The 19,186-nt window shown below is 64.4% G+C and carries 14 protein-coding genes; 4 read left to right on the plus strand and 10 right to left on the minus strand.

Annotated features, from left to right (window positions below; translation table 11 throughout):
* Window positions 1-149: 149 nt before the first annotated feature.
* The 3 genes from galB to llg_RS22250 form a co-directional block, all read right to left on the minus strand.
* The gene (galB, locus tag llg_RS22240; RefSeq protein WP_338287275.1) at window positions 150-3,131 is read right to left on the minus strand and encodes a beta-galactosidase GalB; all 2,982 of its coding nucleotides are present in this window, start codon (window positions 3,129-3,131) and stop codon (window positions 150-152) included.
* A 163-nt stretch (window positions 3,132-3,294) separates the two neighbouring features.
* Window positions 3,295-5,520: an NADP-dependent isocitrate dehydrogenase gene (locus llg_RS22245; protein WP_338287276.1), complete on the minus strand. Its 2,226-nt coding sequence runs from the start codon at window positions 5,518-5,520 to the stop codon at window positions 3,295-3,297.
* A gap of 309 nt (window positions 5,521-5,829) precedes the next feature.
* Window positions 5,830-6,177 carry a Spx/MgsR family RNA polymerase-binding regulatory protein gene (locus tag llg_RS22250; RefSeq protein ID WP_338287277.1) on the minus strand — a complete coding sequence of 116 codons (348 nt, stop codon included), beginning with the start codon at window positions 6,175-6,177 and terminating at the stop codon, window positions 5,830-5,832.
* A gap of 41 nt (window positions 6,178-6,218) precedes the next feature.
* Here llg_RS22250 and llg_RS22255 point away from each other — a divergent pair, with 41 nt between their 5' ends.
* Window positions 6,219-8,102 carry an ABC-F family ATP-binding cassette domain-containing protein gene (locus llg_RS22255; protein ID WP_338287278.1) on the plus strand — a complete coding sequence of 628 codons (1,884 nt, stop codon included), beginning with the start codon at window positions 6,219-6,221 and terminating at the stop codon, window positions 8,100-8,102.
* Between the two features lie 75 nt (window positions 8,103-8,177).
* Here the strand turns inward: llg_RS22255 and llg_RS22260 are convergent, their stop codons facing one another.
* The 6 genes from llg_RS22260 to uvrA all read right to left on the minus strand — a co-directional run bounded on the left by llg_RS22260 (window position 8,178) and on the right by uvrA (window position 15,053).
* Window positions 8,178-8,807 (minus strand): transposase, encoded by a 630-nt coding sequence (locus llg_RS22260; protein WP_338287279.1) that lies wholly within the window; start codon window positions 8,805-8,807, stop codon window positions 8,178-8,180.
* 119 nt (window positions 8,808-8,926) lie between these two features.
* A complete protein-coding gene (locus llg_RS22265; protein ID WP_338287280.1) occupies window positions 8,927-9,595 on the minus strand; it encodes an ABC transporter ATP-binding protein in 669 nt (222 codons plus the stop codon).
* Window positions 9,596-9,861: 266 nt separating this feature from the next.
* Window positions 9,862-10,899, minus strand: a complete 1,038-nt coding sequence (locus llg_RS22270; protein WP_338287281.1) for a PDZ domain-containing protein — start codon at window positions 10,897-10,899, stop codon at window positions 9,862-9,864.
* A gap of 50 nt (window positions 10,900-10,949) precedes the next feature.
* Window positions 10,950-11,597 carry a hypothetical protein gene (locus llg_RS22275; protein WP_338287282.1) on the minus strand — a complete coding sequence of 216 codons (648 nt, stop codon included), beginning with the start codon at window positions 11,595-11,597 and terminating at the stop codon, window positions 10,950-10,952.
* A gap of 6 nt (window positions 11,598-11,603) precedes the next feature.
* On the minus strand, window positions 11,604-12,194 hold the full coding sequence (locus tag llg_RS22280; RefSeq protein ID WP_338287284.1) for a sigma-70 family RNA polymerase sigma factor: 591 nt from the start codon (window positions 12,192-12,194) through the stop codon (window positions 11,604-11,606).
* A gap of 15 nt (window positions 12,195-12,209) precedes the next feature.
* Window positions 12,210-15,053, minus strand: a complete 2,844-nt coding sequence (gene uvrA, locus llg_RS22285) for an excinuclease ABC subunit UvrA (RefSeq protein ID WP_338287285.1) — start codon at window positions 15,051-15,053, stop codon at window positions 12,210-12,212.
* Window positions 15,054-15,156: 103 nt separating this feature from the next.
* Between uvrA and llg_RS22290 the strand changes: the two genes are divergently transcribed.
* From llg_RS22290 to mutM, 3 genes are all read left to right on the plus strand, one after another.
* Window positions 15,157-15,810: a phosphoribosylanthranilate isomerase gene (locus tag llg_RS22290; protein WP_338287286.1), complete on the plus strand. Its 654-nt coding sequence runs from the start codon at window positions 15,157-15,159 to the stop codon at window positions 15,808-15,810.
* A 266-nt stretch (window positions 15,811-16,076) separates the two neighbouring features.
* Window positions 16,077-16,727, plus strand: coding sequence for a hemolysin III family protein (locus llg_RS22295; RefSeq protein ID WP_338287287.1), 651 nt, complete (start codon window positions 16,077-16,079; stop codon window positions 16,725-16,727).
* 4 nt (window positions 16,728-16,731) lie between these two features.
* Window positions 16,732-17,550 carry a bifunctional DNA-formamidopyrimidine glycosylase/DNA-(apurinic or apyrimidinic site) lyase gene (mutM, locus tag llg_RS22300; RefSeq protein ID WP_338287288.1) on the plus strand — a complete coding sequence of 273 codons (819 nt, stop codon included), beginning with the start codon at window positions 16,732-16,734 and terminating at the stop codon, window positions 17,548-17,550.
* A gap of 7 nt (window positions 17,551-17,557) precedes the next feature.
* Here the strand turns inward: mutM and llg_RS22305 are convergent, their stop codons facing one another.
* On the minus strand, window positions 17,558-19,135 hold the full coding sequence (locus tag llg_RS22305; protein WP_338287289.1) for a c-type cytochrome domain-containing protein: 1,578 nt from the start codon (window positions 19,133-19,135) through the stop codon (window positions 17,558-17,560).
* Window positions 19,136-19,186 lie beyond the last annotated feature (51 nt).

Raw genomic sequence — 19,186 nt, forward strand, 5'->3', positions numbered from 1 at the left:
CATGAATGATTTTCGGACATCCATTGAACCCGCCACTTTATGCACGATATTGCTCACAGATTGGCCTCATGCGAACCGTGCATTCCGCATCCCGGAAACAAAACGCCCGCCACCCCAAAAGGAGCAGCGGGCATTTGGGATAAGCTGGATCACTTCGCCTCGACGGCGACCTCCGTGGCCTTGAGTCCCTCGGACTCGGCCTTCACGCGGATCGTTCCCGCCTGCCCGGGCTTGGCGCGGACAATCACCAACGCGAGCCCGTTGTAAGCCTTGCGGTCCGGGGATTGGAACGACTCGAAGCTGGTGGCGTCGCCATTGTCGGTCGCCACGATCTCGCCCGGGCCCTGCACGCTGAAGCGCACGGCATTCTGGCTGCGCGGCACGGTAAGGCCGTCCTTGTCCTCGATACGGAGGGTGAGGAAAGACAGATCCTTGCCATCGTCCTTGATCGTCGCACGGTCGGCGGACAGGCCGAGCTTCGCCGCCTCCCCGGTGGTCTTCACGACATCCTTGGCCCACTCCTTGCCGTCCTTGTACGCCACCACCCGTACTTCACCGGGTTCATACACCACGTCATCCCAGCGCAGGCGGCATTCGCCCGGGGCCATCGACTTCTTTCCGAGCGACTTGCCGTTCAAGAACACCTCGGCCTCGTCTCCGGAGGTGTAAACGTGGATCGGCGTGACCTGTCCGACCCGCTCCGGCCAATTCCAGTGCGGCAGGATGTGCGCCATCGGCAGGTCTTTCCGCCACTGGCCCTGGTAGAGATAGAAGCGGTCCTTCGGGAACCCCGCGAGATCGACAATCCCGAAGTAGCTGCTGCGGGACGGCACCTTGAGCTTGCCCAGTTCCTTCAGCTCCTTTTCCAAGGCCGCACGCTTCGCCGGATCGCCGCTGAAGTTCAGCAGGTTCGCGGCATCGCCGTCATAGGGCGTCGGCTCGCCGATGTAATCGAAGCCGGTCCACACGAACTCACCGAAGAACTCCGGATGCTTCTGAAGCGCGCGGAACTGCGCATCCGGCTCATAGGCCCAGCCCGGGGCATCGACGTCGTAGGAGGAAACCTGGAAGTTCACCTGCGAATCGCGGCCGCGCTTCACCGGGAAGAAATACTCGCCGCGCGAGCTGACACACGAGGAAGTCTCGCTGCCGTAGACCGGTTTGTCCGCATAGCGCGGGTTCTTCAGGAACGGCTCGTAGAAGGACAGATGGTAGTTCACCCCCATCGCGTCCACCTCCGAGATGAACCCGCTGGACGCCGCCTTTTCCGGATTGTGGCAGCCCACGCTCACCGGCCGGGTGGTGTCCTCGGAATGCACGATGCCGACCAGCTCCTTCGGAAACGCGGGCTGGTCCTGCTCCACCACCTCGTTGCCGATGCTCCACATGAAGACGCTCGGGTGGTTCCGGTTCTGCCGCACCATGTCGCGCAGGTCCTTCTCATGCCAGTCCTTCCAGAGGCGGTTGTAGTCCTTCGCCACCTTGCCGTGCGCCCAACAATCGAAGGCCTCCACCTGCACCAGGAAACCCATCTTGTCCGCCAGGTCGAGCAACTCGGGCGCGGGCGGATTGTGCGAGGTGCGGATCGCATTGCAGCCGAAGCTCTTCAGGATCTCGAGCTGGCGCTCCAGCGCGCGGTCGTTCAGCGCGGCCCCGAGCGCGCCAAGATCATGGTGGTTGCACACGCCGCGGACCTCCACTCGCTTGCCGTTCAGTTTGAAACCCTCGCGGCTGAAATCGAGCGTGCGAATGCCGAAGGGGGTGTCGTAGCAGTCGACGGCCTTGCCCCCCACGGTCACGGTGACACGAGCGAGATAGCGGTTCGGCGATGCGGTGTCCCACAGCTTCGGCTTTGAGACTTTCAAGGTCACCCCGGCAGCGGGAAGATTCCCATCTCCTCCCGAAGACATGGCGCTACCAATTTCACCATTGCCTTTCGCCACCACCGCTCCCACGGAGTCGTTGGCACCCAATTCGTGAAGTGCCACCTGCACTTCAACCTTTTGAGCGGCATCCACCGAGGTCGGCATCCCTTCCAAACGGGCCACCACCTTCACGGTAGTCGAGTCCGGGGTCACCTCCGGAGTCGTCACCGTGGTGCCATAGTGGGCCACGTGTACCGGCTGGGATTTCACCAACCACGTATGCCGGTAGATCCCCGCACCCGGATACCAACGGGAATCCCAGTTCTCCGTATTGAGGCGCACCGCGATCGTGTTCTCGCCACCGAAATTCAACGCCTCACGCAAGTCCACCCGGAAGGCCGAGTAACCGTAAGGCCGCGCTGGCAGCTCCTTCCCGTTGACGAACACCTGCGCGTAAGCCATCGCCCCATCGAAATCCAGGAACACGCTCTTCCCCTTGTCCGCCGCTGGCAGGGTGAACATCTTGCGATACCAGCCGATCGCCTTCCACGGCAGTTTGCCGGTGCCGCCCGGCAGATCCTGGCGGAACGGTCCCTCGATGCCCCAGTCATGCGGCAGGTCGAGCTTCCGCCATGCGGAGTCATTGAACTTCGGATCGCTGGGAGCGGGCGACCCGTCCTGCAGCTTCTCCTGCTTCACCGGCTGGCCCTTGTCATCCAGCAACTCGATCTCACGGATGCTCGCCCACTGGCCCGTCGGCAGCGAGGTGGTGCGCACCCGCAGGAACCGGCGCGCGGCGGAAGGAGACTCCCTCGTGGGCTTCACCTCGGTCCAAGCCTTGCCATCCTCCGAGGTTTCCAGCACGGCGACATACGCGCCTTCCTTTTCCCAAGTCACCTTGATGTCTGAAAACGCGGTCGGCTTCGCGAACTCCAGTTGCAGCCATTGCGCGGGAGCCGGACCGGAGGCACACCAGCGGGTCTCCGGATTGCCATCGAAGGCGTTCACCGCCGGGTTGCCCTTCTCCCCTTCCTCCGAGGACGCGAGCACCGTGACGGCGAAGTTGGAGCCGCCCGGCTCCGCCTTTCGCGATCCATCCGCCTGCAAACCATAGCGGGAAAACGTCCAACCGGAATCGAACGACTCACGGGTGCGTAGGGCGGCGAGCTCCGCCGGTTTCGGGAACTCGAGGTTGGTGGCGGACGCAATCAGGGGCGTCATGATCGCCAAAGCCGCGAGCGTGGTGAGTAACGGAGGGGTAGTCATACAATGGAGTGTTGCGGAAATACCGAATGTACCGGTGCTTCGCAAGAACGGGCGGGAAATGTCGCAGATCGTGGCATCCATCACCTCCCGCAGCCCTATCCCCCGGAACGCAAAAAGCCCGGTGGCGCATGGCACCACCGGGCCGGAGAAACAGTCCTTACACTCAGATCGCGGCGAGGATGCCATTGAGCGTGGCGCTCGGGCGCAGCGCGGCGGAAGCCTTCGCATCATCCGGCTGGTAGTAGCCGCCGATCTCGACCGGCTTACCCTGCACGGCGATGAGTTCCTCCACGATCTTCGCCTCGTTCGCGCGCAGGTCGGCGGCGGCCTGGGTGAAGAGCGACTTCAGCTCGGCGTCGTCGTTCTGGGCGGCCAGCGCCTCGGCCCAGTAGAGGGCGAGGTAGAAGTGCGAGCCACGGTTGTCGATCGTGCCGAGCTTGCGGCCCGGCGAGCGGTCCTCATCGAGGAACTTGCCGGTGGCGGCATCCAGCGTCACCGCCAGCACCTTCGCCTTCGCGTTGCCGAAGGTTTCGCCAAGGTGCTCGAACGAGACCGCCAGCGCGAGGAACTCGCCGAGGGAATCCCAGCGGAGGTAGTTCTCCTCCACGAACTGCTCGACGTGCTTCGGAGCGGAACCACCCGCGCCGGTTTCGAACAAGCCGCCGCCATTCATGAGCGGAACGATCGAAAGCATCTTCGCGCTGGTGCCCAGCTCGAGGATCGGGAACAGGTCGGTGAGGTAGTCGCGCAACACGTTGCCGGTCACCGAAATGGTGTCCTGGCCCTCCTTGATGCGCTCCAGCGAAAACTGGCAGGCAGCGGCCGGAGCGAGGATGCGGAGGTCCAGGCCGGTGGTGTCGTGGTCCTTCAGGTAGGTGTTCACCTTCGCGATGATCTGCGCGTCATGGGCGCGGTTTTCATCGAGCCAGAACACCGCCGGAGTGCCGGTGGCGCGGGCGCGGTTCACGGCCAGCTTCACCCAATCCTGCACCGGGGCGTCCTTGGTCTGGCAGGCGCGCCAAATGTCGCCTTCCTCCACGGCGTGCTCCAGCAACACCGCGCCGGAGGCATCGATCACACGGACGGTGCCGGGGGACGGGATTTCGAAGGTCTTGTTGTGGGAGCCGTATTCCTCGGCCGCCTGCGCCATCAGGCCGACGTTCGGGACCGTGCCCATGGTGCGCGGATCGAAGGCGCCATGCTGTTTGCAGAAATCGATCGTGGCCTGGTAGATGCCCGCGTAGGAGCTGTCCGGAATCACGGCGAGCGTGTCCTGAAGCTTGCCTTCCGCGTTCCACATCTGGCCGGAGGAACGGATCATCGCCGGCATCGAGGCATCCACGATCACGTCGCTCGGGACGTGGAGGTTGGTGATGCCCTTGTCCGAGTTCACCATCGCGAGGGCTGGACCGGCGGCGTAAAGCGCGGCGAGGTCAGCCTCGATCGCGGCCTTCTGATCGGCCGGAAGCGCCTGGATCTTGGCAACGAGGTCACCGAAGCCGTTCTTGAAATCGACGTTCAACGGCGCGAGCACGGCGACGTGCTTGGTCACCAGGTCCTTGAAGAACACCCCCACGGCGTGGCCGAAGATGATCGGGTCGGAGACCTTCATCATCGTCGCCTTCATGTGCAGTGAGAACAGCACGCCCTCGGCCTTCGCCTTGGCGACCTGCTCTTCTAGGAAGGACACGAGCGCCTTCTTCCGCATCACGGTGGAGTCGAGGATCTCACCGGCCTTGAGCGGGGTGCTGGCCTTGAGGATGGTCACCGCACCATCGGCGGCGGTGAACTCGATTTTCACATCGGTGGCCGCCGGAACGGTCACGGACTTCTCGTTCGAGAAAAAGTCGTCCTGGCCCATGGTCGCGACCGTCGTCTTCGAGTCGGCGGACCACTTGCCCATCGAGTGCGGGTTCTTGCGGGCGTATTCCTTCACCGCCTTCGGCGCGCGGCGGTCGGAATTGCCCTCGCGCAGCACCGGGTTCACGGCGGAGCCCTTCACCTTGTCATAGCGGGCCTTCGCGTCCTTCTCGGCGTCCGTCTTCGGATCTTCCGGATAGTCCGGCAGGGCGTAGCCCTTGGCCTGGAGCTCGGCAATCGCCGCCTTGAGCTGCGGGACGGAGGCGCTGATGTTGGGAAGCTTGATGATGTTCGCCTCCGGCTTGGTGGCGAGTTCGCCCAGCTCGGAGAGCGCGTCACCGATGCGCTGTTCGGCGGGCAGCAGGTCGGCGAAGTTGGCGATGATGCGGCCCGCGAGCGAAATGTCCCGGGTCTCCACCGCGATGCCGGAGTGCTTCGTGAACGCCTGCACGATCGGCAGGAACGAATAGGTCGCGAGCGCGGGAGCCTCGTCGGTCTGAGTATAAATGATGGTGGGGACCTTGGACATGGGCGTGGGGTCGGATTTGACCGGCCACCGACTAGGCCATCCGCCCCCCCGGGTCAATCCCAGTCGACACCCGGCCCCGTGCTTTCGCATCCAGGAAACATTTTTTCCAATCGACCGTTTGACTTTCTAACATCTCGCGCCACTTTTCGGCGGCTTCCGGCGCTCGGCCTGGCTTTTTTCATGACAAAAAATCGCCCGGTTCAGTACGGGCCCGGCTAGCCACCTCCTTTCCGGAGGAGCCCTCCTCCGAAACGTATTTCCCCCGGTTCCCTCCTCCTGACGGAGCCGGGGGATTTCTTTTGCCCGAGTTCAGGCCAATGCCTTCTCCCAATCCGCGGCCTTGAACCCAGTCAGCGCCACGCCCTCGCCGACCACGAACGGGCGCTTCACGAGGTTCCCGTTCGACGCCAGCAGGGCGAACGCCTCGTCCCGCGACATCGTCGGCAGCTTGTCCTTCAACCCCAGCTCCCGGTAATCGCCGCCGGAGGTATTGAAGAGCTTCTGGAGCCCCACCGCATCCGCCACCGCCCCCAGCTCCCCGACCGCCGGGGGCGTTTCACGGATCGCTTTTTCCTCAAATTCGATTCCCCGGGCCTGCAGCCATTTCTTCGCATCCCGGCAGGTGGAACAATTCTTGTACAGGTAAACCTTGAGCACGGCGCAGTTTCACCGTCCTCTTCCCGCCACCGCAAGCGCCGATGTCCGCCCTCCTCTCCGCCAACGAACTCCGCCTGTCCTACGGTTACCAAACCCTCCTGGACGGAGTGACGCTCGCCGTCTCCGCGGGGGAAAAGGTCGGCCTCGTCGGGCGCAACGGCTGCGGCAAGACCTCCCTGCTGAAGATCCTCACCGGTGCCCAACAGGCGGACTCCGGCGATCTCTCCCTGCGCCGCGACATCCGCGTGGGCTACCTGCCGCAGGAGTTCGAACTCGATCCTACCCTCAGCGTCCACGAGAACATCGCCGCCGGGGCCGCCGACCTCGTCGAGGCGATCCGCCGCTATGAACACGGCGAGGGCAGCGACTCCGAACTGGCCGAGCTGCTCCACCTCATCGAGCACGCCGATGGCTGGAACCTGGACGCCCGCATCAAATCCATCTCCACCGCCCTCGGCACCGCGCCGCTGGAGGCCCCGGTCGGCCCGCTGTCCGGCGGGGAAAAACGCCGCGTCGCCCTCTGCCGCGCGCTCGTCTCGCAGCCCGACCTGCTGCTGCTCGACGAGCCGACCAACCACCTCGATGCCGAGTCGATCCGTTGGCTGGAGGATTTCCTCAAGGGCTTCCCCGGCGCGGTGATCTTCGTCACCCACGACCGCTATTTCCTCGATGTCATCGCCACCCGCATCATCGAGATCGACCAAGGCCGCGCCTTTTCCCATCCCGGCAACTACACCGCCTATCTGGAATCGAAGGCCATCCGCAACCAGATCGCCGAGCAAACCGAGCGCCGCCGCCAGCGTTTCCTCCGCGAGGAGTTGGAATGGGTGCGCTCCGGCGTGAAGGCCCGCGGCACCAAGTCCCGCCACCGCCTCGACAAGTTCTACGAGATCGAAGGCCTCCAGGCCCCGCCCGAGGAGCGCGAGATGGACCTGCTCATTCCCCCGCCCCCGGAACTTGGCAACACCGTCGTCGAGTTGGAAAAGGCAGGCATCAACGTCGGCACCGCTGCCAACCCGCGCTGGCTCTTCCGCCACCTCACGCTCTCGATGCGCCCCGGCCAATGCACCGGCATCGTCGGCCGCAACGGCGTCGGGAAGACCACCCTCATCAAGCTCTGCCTCAACCAGCTCCAACCGAGCGAAGGCACCGCCGAACTCGGCAAGAAGGTCCGCGTCAACTACATCGACCAGACCCGCATGGCCCTCGATGGCACCGGTTCGCTGCTCGATGAAATCTCCGACGGCAACGAGAAGCTCCAGTTCGGCAACCAAACGCTCGGTGCCCGCGCCTACCTGCGCCGCTTCCTCTTCAACGACCAGCGCATCAACGAACGCGTCGACCTCCTCTCCGGCGGCGAGCGCGCCCGCCTCATGCTGGCGAAGGTGCTGAAAACCGGCGGCAACCTGCTGGTGCTGGACGAACCGACCAACGACCTCGACCTGCCCTCGCTGCGAATGCTGGAAGAAGCGCTCGCGGACTTCGACGGCAGCGTGCTCGTCGTCTCCCACGACCGCTATTTCCTCGACCGCATCTGCGACCAGATCGTCGCTTTCGAAGAGGACGGCATCGTCGTCCAGCCCGGCAACTACTCCTACTATCTCGAAAAGCGCCAGGCCCGCGAGCAGCGCGACAAGATGTTCGCCGCGGCCGCCGCCCGGGAAGCCGCCGCGCGCCAGAAGGCCGTCGAACCGCCGAAGCCGCGCAAGCTCACCATGGCGGAGAAGAAGGAACTCGAGGGCATGGAAGACGCCATCCTCCTCGCCGAGGAAAAGGTCGCCGAAATCGAAAGCATTCTCAACGACCCGGACTTCCAGATGAACCGCTTCGCCGAGATCCCGGAGACGATGAACCGCCTCGAACTCGCCCGCGAGGACGCCGCGAAGCTCTACGCCCGCTGGGAAGAGCTGGAGGCGTTGAAGTAGTAGCGCAAGTTTCCAACTTGCGTATGGGTGCACCCACCCCCACGCAAAAACTTCCGCTGGGCATCTAGCGCCCCCTCACCTCAACCGATACTCTCCCTCCCTCAGCTTCGCCTTCGCCGGATTGTCCCTCACATATCGCACAAACCCCTCCAACGATCCTGCATCGCGCACCAGATGATCGAAGGATTCATGCTGCCATAGCTGACCATCCCGCCCGATCAGCCGGTTGATCTCCCGCGCCGTGAACCTCTTCCACGAATGCAGTACCTCCGTGAGCGAATGCCCCTCCCGCGGAGCCACCAACACGTGCACGTGATTGGGCATCACCACGTAGTCGGTCAGATCATACCGCTCGCCATCGAAGTGTTCCAAGGCATTCGCCACGATTGAGGAACAATCGGGATCCCGAAGCACACAAGCACCGCTGCCTGCATCAAGCAGCTCATGGAAGCGCCGGCCGAACTCGCGGAAATAGCGTCTTCGCTCCTCTTCCACCAATCCGAGCAGTGTCTCCGAAAGCCCGCCTTCTCCCGATACCCCTCTCGCCAACAACCATCGCCTCCGGTCCTCCGCCCACATCCGCATCGACCGTGCTGGTATCGCATCGGCGAGCCGGAACGTCACGAACGTGATCGCGTCTGTCTGCTGCCAGTGCGGAAGGTTCCGGAGACTTCGTTCGATTGGATTCTCGGGATCGAGAAACATGCTGGAGAAGTAGCGCAAGTTTCCAACTTGCGTGATCTCAAAGCGGACCTCGAAGCAAAATCCCGACCGCCTCCCCTGATCGATCCGTCCCCATCCGCAAGTTACAAACTTGCGCTACTTCACCAAATCTTCCCGTCGCGGATCACCAGCTTGCGGTCGCCGTTCGCGGCGATGGTTTCGTCGTGGGTCACCACCACCAGCGTCACCCCATGCTCGGTGGCGAGGTTGAGCAGGATGTCCATGATCTGCTTGCTGTTCACCGAATCCAGGTTGCCGGTCGGCTCGTCCGCGAACAACACCTTCGGTTCGTTCACGATCGCCCGCGCGATCGCCACGCGCTGCTGTTCGCCGCCCGAAAGCTCCGCTGGCAAGTGGTCGGCACGGTTCGCCAATCCCACCCGCTCCAACGCGGCCATCGCCGCCTCGGTGCGGTCCTTCTTCCCGAGCAGGCCCGGCACCAGCACGTTCTCCAAGGCCGTCAGTTCCGGCAGCAAGTGGTAGTTCTGGAACACATAGCCGATGCGGCTGTTCCGGAAACGCGCCTGCTCACGGCCGCTGAGACCGTAGAGGTCCTGGCCATCGATGTGCACCGAGCCCTGCTCCGGCCGTTCCAGCCCGGCGAGGGTGTAAAGCAGCGTCGACTTCCCCGCTCCGCTCGGACCGCAAAGGAACACCTTCTCACCACGGGCGATCTTCAGATCAATGCCGTGAAGCACCTCCACCAGCTTCTTTCCGAGGCTGTAGCTGCGGTGCAAGTTCCTGGTTTCGATCATCGGCGCGTCGGACACGCGGCGAACCTAGACGCCCCTGTTGGAAACCGGAACTGAAATTTCTCCTCACAACCGCCCACAAAGAGAAGGACCGCAGATGACGCAGATTTGAATAAGAAGATCATGCTTCGATCTTATCCTCTTAATCAGCGTCATCTGCGAAATCCGCGGTCATCGCCTCCTTCCCTTTATCAGCTCAACCGGTCCCCCATGAAAATCGACACCCGCGCCGGCGAACCGGACGCGGGTGTCTTTCCTTGCCTCCCTGAGAATGGAATCCCGGTTTACTGGTCGATCAGCGGATCGGGAGCGCGGGAGCCGAACTGGAGCCGGAGCCCGCCGCCTTTGAAATTCATGTCGAGCTTCAGCGCGTCCACCCGCTGGCGGACGTCATCCGGAGCCTTGCCGCGGTCCTTCTCCGTTTCCCACGGACCGGACCACACGACCGATCCACTCTTGTCGAAGACCTTCACTTCCTTGGCGCCGTTCTTGTTCTTGATCTCCACGGAACCCTTGTCGTCCATCAGGCGGACGGTGCTCTCGCTGTTCAAGTTGAACTCCTTCGGCGCGACGGCATCTGCTCCCGGATTGCCTTCGAGCATCCTCTGCATGCGGTTCTGCATCTCGCGGACCACCTGATCGATCTCGGGCACCTGCGTGTCCATGCCCATGTCACCGGACAAGTCATGGATTCCCGCACGACCGCCGAGACCGCGTTCGAAGGACTCACGGAACCGCTTCGCCTGCTCCGGTGGCATGCCCTGCAAAAAGCGTTCGTAGGACGGCTCCTCGCGTTGCGGCATCATGCCGATCTCGTTTTCCGGGCGGGTGCCGAGGATCACCTTCCGGGAATCCTGCTTGCCCGCGTGGATGAAATCGACCGCCAGCTCGTCGCCGGGATGCTTTGCCGAGACGGCACCGGAAAGTTCCGCGTGGCTCGCGATCGCCTTGCCATCGATCTTGAGGATCACGTCGTTGATGGCGAAGCCGGCCTTCGCCGCCGGACCGGTGGGATCGAGCGAACGGACGATCACGCCCTCGCCGGGTTTGAGCCCGATGTGGGCGGAAAGGATTTCGGGAACGGCACCACTGCCGAGGCCGAGGTAGGCCCCGTTGGCCACGGCCTGGCGGACCTCCGGACGGCGCTCGACGCGACCGCCGCGGAGAGGGACCACGGGCGCCGGATCTTCGGCGGCGGGTTGGGAGGCCTCGGCAGGCGCCTGGATGGACGGCACTTCTTCCGGCGGACCTTCGATCGCAAATGCCGGAGTCACCAGCGCCACAAGGCTGGCGGAAAGAATGGCGTGTTTCGCGGTTTTCATCGTTGACATACTAGGAGCGTCGTAGCAGCCCGGATTTGTCTTTTTTGATATCAGTCGATTTTCTCGGGCACCAGGATGAGCTCCTCGCGCGGCTGCTCGAACTCCACCTTCTTGCCCTCGGCATTCGTGAAGCTGGCCTTCTCCTTGTAGGTCGTGCGCATCACCCGGTACGGGCGGCCGTTCTTCCAGACCACGCCCTCGTCCTTCGCGTCCTGCACATCGCGGCCGTAGCCGGAGGGAGCGAAGGAAGCGGAAGCCACCCCGTCACGCGCGCCGGACACCATCGCGGCGGCCGGATCGGACTGGGCCACGCGGGGACCATTGCCGGAAGTCGTCTTGCCCATCGGCATGAACAAGGCCGTGAGTCCACCCAGCAGCGCCACCGCTGCGGCAGCAGCCATCGGGCGATAGCGGCGGGCCTTCTCCGGCGCGGCGTTCGGCTTCGTGAACATCACGATCTTCTCGTCCACCTGGAACGGAGCGGCGGCGACGATGTTCTCCAGCGAGCGCATCAGGTCCGGCGGCAACGTCAGCGGCTGATGGTTGCCCAGCAGGGCCTCCATCCGCAGCTCATCGGCGGTCGGCCGGACCAGCGATCCGTGCGCGGCCTCTTCAAGCCGCGCGAGCAACGCCGCGTCGGGCACGGCGGGCCGCAGGGAGGCCAAGCATGCTTCGATGTCGTGGAATTCGTCGTTCATGGATGTTCAGATGGAAAGGTCGCCTTTGCGGCGGGCACCGCCCAGTTTTCGTTTAAGGGCTTCAAGTCCATAGCGATACCGGGAGGCCGCTGTGTTTTGGGAAATGTCCAGAGCCTCACCTATTTCCGCAAAGGTGCGCTCGCCCCAGATCTTCATCACGATCACTTCGGCGAATTTCGGAGGCAGTTCTTTCAAGCCTGCTTCAAGCAAGGCGCGGGTCTCATCGTCCGAAGCCTCGCTCTCGAACCACGGGTGGTAGGCGTCCTTCTGGTCGCTTTCAATTTCCACGCCCACCGTGTCCTCGCGGCGCTTGCGGCGATCGTCGCGGCGGCTCAGGTCGATCGCCAGCCGACGGATCGCGGTATAGAGATAAGGCATCCAGGCCTCTTCGCCGCCCACGAATTCGCCGCTGTTGAGCTTGTCCACCAGCTTCACCAGCGCATCCTGCAGGATGTCCTGGGCATCCTCGTTCGACCGCGTCTGCTGGCGTGCAAAAAGCAACAAACGCGGTCCATGCTCCTGCAACCACGAACGCCAGGCGGTCGCGGAGGGTGAGAGATCGGTTGCAGCGGTCACCGGTGGGGAAGCTTCTTCCATGGAGCGATGCCGGTTTCAGGATTTGTTTGTCCGAAGCCGCGCGAAATGCCGCTCCAGCGCTACCCCGGTGGGAGAACCGGTCTTTTTCGCCAACTGCGCCGGGGTTCCCTCCCCCACCAGATGGCCACCGTGGACCCCGCCTCCCGGCCCCAGGTCCACCACCCAATCCGCCGCCGAAATCACATCCAGATGGTGCTCCACCACCACCACGCTGTGCCCGGCATCCCGCAGCCGGAAAAACGCCGCCAGCAGCCGCTCGACGTCGCCGAAATGCAGGCCGGTGGTGGGTTCATCGAACAAATACAGCGTGTGCGGAGCCTGCGGTTTCGCCAGCTCCACGGCCAGTTTCAGCCGCTGCGCCTCCCCGCCCGAAAGCGTGTTCGCGGCCTGCCCGAGCCTCACGTAGCCCAGCCCGAGATCGACCAGGATCTCCAACAGGACCCGCAACTTCGGTACCGCCCCGAAAAACGTCCGCGCCTCCGCCACTGGCAAATCCAGCGCATCGGCGATCGACTTGCCCTTGAACGTCACTTCCAGCGTCTCGCGGTTGAACCGCCTCCCGCCGCACGCCTGGCACGGCACCCACGCGTCCGGCAGGAAATTCATCTCGATCTTCAGCCGCCCCGCGCCCTCGCAGCGTTCGCAGCGACCGCCCGCGGTGTTGAAGCTGAACCGCCCCGGACCGTAACCGCGCTGCTTGGAAAGCGGCAGTTTCCCATAAAGCTCGCGGATGTGGTCGAAGGCCCCGGTGAAGGTCGCCGGATTCGAGCGCGGGCTGCGGCCGATCGGCGATTGGTCCGCCACCACGAACTTCCCGATCTCCTCCAGCCCGTCGATGCCATCGTGTTTCCCCGGCACATCCCCCGCCCCGTTGAAATGGCGGGCCAGCACCCGCCGCAGGATGTCGTCCGCCAGCGTCGACTTGCCGCTGCCGCTCGGCCCGGTGATGCACACCAGTTTGCCCAGGGGCAGCGAAACATCGATCCCCTTCAAGTTGTGCTCGCACGCGCCACGGATGGTCAGCGAGGCCAGGGGCAGCCCCACGGCGGGCACATTCGGATACGGCGGGATCTCGCCGCGCAACCACTGCCCGGTGGGAGAGGCCAGCGTGTCCGGATCCCCCTCACCGGTGATGAGACCGCCCTCCACGCCCGCACCCGGCCCCATGTCGATCACGCGGTCCGCCGCGCGGATGATCTCCTCGTCGTGTTCTACGACGACCACCGTATTTTCGAGATCGCGGAGACGTTTCAATGCCCCGATCAGCCGCTGCGTGTCCGCCGCGTGCAGCCCGATGCTCGGCTCATCCAGCACATAGAGCACGCCGGACAGCCCAGCCCCGAGCTGCGTCGCCAACCGGATGCGCTGCGCCTCGCCGCCGGAAAGCGTGCCGCTCGCCCGGTCCAGCCCGAGATAGCCGAGGCCCACCTCCTCCAGGAACGACAGCCGCTTCCGCACGTCGTCCGCCAGCCGCTTGCAAATCTCCAGCTTCGCCGCGTCGATCACGATCCCGTCGATCCACCCCAATGCGTCGTCCACCGGCAGCCCGCAGAAATCCTGGATGCCCAGCCAGCGGCCGCCACCGCCCTCGATCCGCACCGCCTGCCATTGCAGCTTGAGACGTTTCCCTTGGCACACCCGGCACGGCCGATGCGCCATCACCCGCAACAGCCGGCGCCGCGCGGCCTCGGACTTCGCCAGCCCGATCTTCCGCTCGGCCTCCTTGCACAGGCCTTCGAACGCCTTCTTCTGGCTCTTCTTTTCCCGCCCCACCTTCCAGCCGGTGTCCAGCTCGCCGCCTTCGAACAACAGCCGCGCCAGCTCCACCGGCAGGGCGTTCACCGGAGTCTCCGGCTCCACCGAAAACATCCGCCCCATCGCCTCCGCCTCACGCTTGAACTGCGTGTGCCGTGGCGAACCGTCTTTCCACCAGCCACGGATGCCCCCGCCCGTCCACGGCTTCGCCGGATCGCCCACCAGCAGCGCCGGATCACAGAACGATTCCGTGCCCAGCCCCTCGCAGCCCGCGCAGGCCCCGAGATGCGAGTTGAACGAAAAGTGCCGCGGCGAAAGCTCCTCCACGATCAGCCCGGTCGTCGGATTCCGGTAGCTGGTTTGGAACGAAAGGTCCTTCCACAGATCCCCCTGCTGGATCGAGGCCCGCGCCTCGCTGCCGCAAATCTTAAGCGCCGTCTCCACGGAATCCGCCAACCGAGCCTCACCGCCGGGACGCACCACGAAACGGTCCACCACCACCTCCACCGCGACCGGCTTCTCCGGCCACTCCGCCGCCGCTTCCTCGATTTCCAAAAGCGAGCCATCCACCCGCACCCGCACGAAACCCTGCCGTTTCAGGTCCCCCAGCAACCGCTCCGGCTCGCTCGCCTCCTCGATCGGCACCGGGGCCAGCAGCACCACCCGGCTGCCCTCCGGCAGGGCCGAAAGCGCCGTCACGATGTCCGCGGACGTCATCCGCTCCAGCCGCTCGCCCGTGGCCGGATCGTGCGGCACCCCCACCGCAGCCCACAGCACGCGCAGGTAATCGTAAATCTCCGTCGCCGTCGCCACCGTGGAACGCGGGCTCAGGCCACCGCTCCGCTGCTCGATCGCGATCGCCGGGCTCAGCCCCTCGATCGAGTCCACGTCCGGCTTCTCCAATTGGTCCAGGAACTGCCGCGCGTAGGCCGAAAGCGACTCCACATACCGCCGCTGCCCCTCGGCATACAGCGTGTGGAAAGCCAGCGACGACTTCCCGGAACCGCTCGGTCCCGTGATCACGACGAGTTTCCCGCGCGGGATGTCCACATCGACATCCCGCAGGTTGTGCTGCCTCGCCCCTCGGATCCGGATCGCTTCCACTCCGTTAGGAAAAGGCCCCGCGTCCCGGCTGCCAAGTTCCCAGCGACGAAAAAATCCCCACCTTCCGCTTGGCAGGACGCCCCCGCCGCTCTCTCTTTCCCGCGTGCTTCTCGAACGCTTCCTCGACCCCGGCTCCCCCTCCCTGAAAATCTGCGGCGTGACCCTCGCCGAGGACGGACAGCGGCTGGTCGATCTCGGTGTGGAGGCCCTCGGCGTCAATTTCTGGCCGAAATCGAAGCGCTACCACAATCCCAAGGCCGCCACCTGGCTCAAGGACCTGAAGGGCAAGATCCTGCGCGTCGGCGTGTTCGTGAACCCGGACATCAACGACGCCATCGAACTGGTCCGCGCCGGCATCATCGATGCCGTCCAGCTCCACGGCGATGAATCGCCGCTCCAGGCCAGCTTCCTCGAGGACTGGGCCATCCCTTTCTTCAAGGCCTTCGGCGTCAACACCGCCGCCGACCTCACCCGCGCCGGCGACTACCACGCCACCGGCATCCTCCTCGATGCCCCCGCACCGGGCGTGTACGGCGGCACCGGTGAAACCTTCGATTGGTCCGTCGCCGCCTCCTTCGTCCAGAACCACTCCGACCTCCCGGTGATCCTCGCCGGCGGCATCGTCCCGGACAACGCCGCCACCGCCCTCACCAAGGTCCGCCCCGCCGCCCTCGACGTCGCCTCCGGTGCGGAAATCTCCCCCGGCATCAAGGACTTTGACAAGGTCGAAGCCCTCCTCAAGGCCGTCCGGAGTTGAGCCTTCAAGCGAGGAAGGTCCTCCGGGAGGCGAAGGCCACGGGGATTTTAGCCGCAAAGAGGCTCAAAATTGGCAGAAGGAAGAGCAGAAGGAAAGGGCGGGAGATCGTGGCCAATTCTCCGCACCAACCACCCCTCTTCTCTTCCTGAAAACTGAACACTGCCAACCAGCAAACTCCCCGCACCCTCTCCCTTCGTGAAAACCCCCATCTTCACGTACGGACCTCTCCTCGACACCCGCCCCAACATCGGCGATTCATACTCACGATGAGTGCCCGGACCCGCTCCGATCTGTGCGATTCCCCCCGCGAGGAACTCGCCAGCAGCATCACCCACGGCATTGGGGCCGCCCTCAGCATTGCCGCCTTGGTGGGCATGCTGCTCGCTGCGAAGGGCGAGCCTTACAAGATCGTCTCCGCCTCGGTCTTCGGCAGCACCCTGGTCCTTCTCTACCTCTCCTCCACCCTCTACCACGCCTTCAGCGGTCCTCGATTGAAGGCGCTGTTCCAGCTCTTCGACCACGCCTGCATCTACCTCCTGATCGCGGGCTCCTACACCCCGCTCACCCTCGTATCGCTCCGCGGCCCCTGGGGCTGGTCGCTGCTCGGCATCGTCTGGTTTCTTGCCCTCGCCGGGGTGATCATCAAGAGCGTCTTCGTCGGCAAGAAGGACCACTGGATCTCCACCGCCCTCTATATCGCCATGGGCTGGCTGGCGGTCGTCGCCCTCGGCCCGATGATGAAGGCCCTTTCGCCCGGCGGCCTCGCCTGGCTGGTCGCCGGCGGCCTCTGCTACACCCTCGGCACGATCTTCTTCGCTTGGAAACGGTTGCCCTACAACCACGCCATCTGGCACCTCTTCGTCCTCGCCGGTAGCGCCTGCCACGTCGCCGCCGTCCTGCTGCACATCCTCCGCTGACATCGTGCCGGAACTTCCCGAAGTCGAAACCACCCGCCGGGGCATCGAACCCCACCTCGTCGGAACCACGCTCCGCGAGATCATCATCCGCCGCCGCGATCTCCGGGAGCCGATCCCCGAGTCCATTTCCCAAGCCGAAGGCCGCCGGGCTCTCGCCATCCGCCGCCGCTCGAAATACCTCATCGTCGACCTCGACGACGGCTCCTCGCTACTGATCCACCTCGGCATGTCCGGCAGCCTGCGGGTGATCCCGCCGTCCGAGCCGTGGAAGACCCACGACCACGTCGGCCTCACCCTCTCCTCCGGCCTCCAGGTCCGGTTCCACGATCCCCGCCGCTTCGGCATCTTCCTCCATCTCCCGTCCGGCGATCCTCTCTCTCACCCGCTGCTTGGCAACCTCGGCCCCGAGCCCCTCGAAGACGGCTTTACTGTCGACATCCTCGCCAAGGCCTGTGCCCGCCGCTCAATCCCGATCAAGCTCGCCATCATGGACGCGAAGACCGTGGTCGGCGTCGGCAACATCTACGCCTCCGAAGCCCTTTTCCGCTCCAAAATCCGCCCCGACACCCCGGCGAGCACCGTTTCAAAACTTCGATTGAAACGACTCACCCAAGCCATCCGGGACGTCCTGAGCGATTCGATTGCCGAGGGCGGCACCACCCTGCGCGATTTCCTGAAATCCGATGGCGAGCCCGGCTATTTCCGCCAGAAGCTCTTCGTCTACGATCGCAAGGACGAGCTCTGCCGCCTCTGCGGCACTCCGGTTCGCCACGCTGTCATGGGACAGCGCTCCACCTACTGGTGTCCGAAGTGCCAGAAATAACGCGGCTTCACGCCCCCGTCACGATCTCGCAATTCGGCAGCTTCTTCTTCAGCTCATCGATCGCCTGCGGCGTGACCTTCGTCTGCCACAGGTAGAGATGCTTCAGGTTCGGCAGGCTGGCGAGCTTCTGCACGCCGCCATCCGTCACCGCGGTGCCGTAGAGGTTCACGGATTCCAGCTTCGGCAGCTTCACCAGTGCGTCGATCGAGGCATCGGTCACGCCGGTTTCGGACAGGCGCACCATCCTCAGGTTCTCCGCGCCGGACAGCAGCGCCACGCTCTTGTCCGTCACCTTGGTGGCGGAAAGGTCGGCCGTCACCAGGTGCTTCACCACCGGAGCCAGCTTCTGGAACGCGTTGTCATCGAGGTGCTCGCGCAGCGACACCGCCGTAAACGTGAGCAGCGGTGACTGCTGGGATTCGAACGTCAAGGCACCCGGGAAATCCTTCGCGAACCCGGCCACCTGGTTCTTCAACGCCGGATCGGCCGGAGCCGCCTTCGGGGCAGCAGGCTTCCCGGCAGCCGGAACACCGCCGTCGTTCTTCGCCACGGCTCCGGACTTGGACGAACCGCCGCCCAGCTTGGCCAGCGCGGCCTTCACATCGGCCGGGGGATTCAGTTCCGCCACCGTCTTCTTCGGATCGGCACCGGACGCCACCCACCACTTCAGAACGGCGAGCTCATGCTCTTCCACCTGGGGCTTTTCCTCCGGCGGCATGTGCTCTTCATCGTCCTTCGGCAGGAGGATTCGCGCCACCAGGTGGCTCTTCTCAAGATTGCCGGGCTCGATCGACGAGCCGTTCTTGCCGCCCTTCACGATCAACTCGTAGGTGTCGAGGCGCAGCTTGCCCTTCGACTTGTCGGCATTGTGGCAGTTCGTGCAGCGCTTCTCCAGGATCGGAGCGACGAGGTCCGTGTAAACGACCAGTTGCTCGGGCGATGCCGCCGGAGCCCCCGGAGCATCGCCCTCGGACTTGCCCTTGCCGTCCTTCGCGGGAAGGCCGAGCACCTTGCGGATCGGCGCGGGAGCCTCCTCCGTGAGATAGTTTTCGCCGTGGGTGAGCGAGCCGCCGTCATGGCTGGCCAGGCCCATCACCACCGAGGAACCGAACAGGCCCGCCTTCGAAAGCCAGGCCCCGGAACCGCCCGCGGCGTCCGACCACATCTTGACCAGGAAGGTCACGACCATTGCCCCGGCGAAGAAAATCCCGCGCCACATGTGCTGCTCGGCGAGCTTCGATTCATCCCAGCCGCCGCCTTGGTAAAGCAGGAAGCCCAGGATCACCGCCACCACCGAGGAGGCCGCGGCAAAGCCCAGCACCAATGCCCCAGCGCCACCGCGGGACTTGTCCTTGTCCTTCGAAAAGAAGCGGGTGATTTCCAAAAGGATCGCCAGCGTCACCATGCCGATCGGCAGGTGCAGCACCAGCGGGTGGAAACGGCCAACAAAGCGGACGAGGTCCGGCACCTTGTCTCCATCCGGTTGTCCGGCCAAGAGGGGCATGGCGACCATGCCTGCAATGGTGATCAGACCGGCCAGCGTGAAGGCGACCGGTTTACGTGGAGAGGAAGACGATTCAGCCATGGGACGAGTTACGGAGCAATTACCACCGGACTACCCGGATCTTACACCGCA

It is taken from the genome of Luteolibacter sp. LG18 (assembly GCF_036322585.1).
GTDB lineage: Bacteria > Verrucomicrobiota > Verrucomicrobiia > Verrucomicrobiales > Akkermansiaceae > Luteolibacter.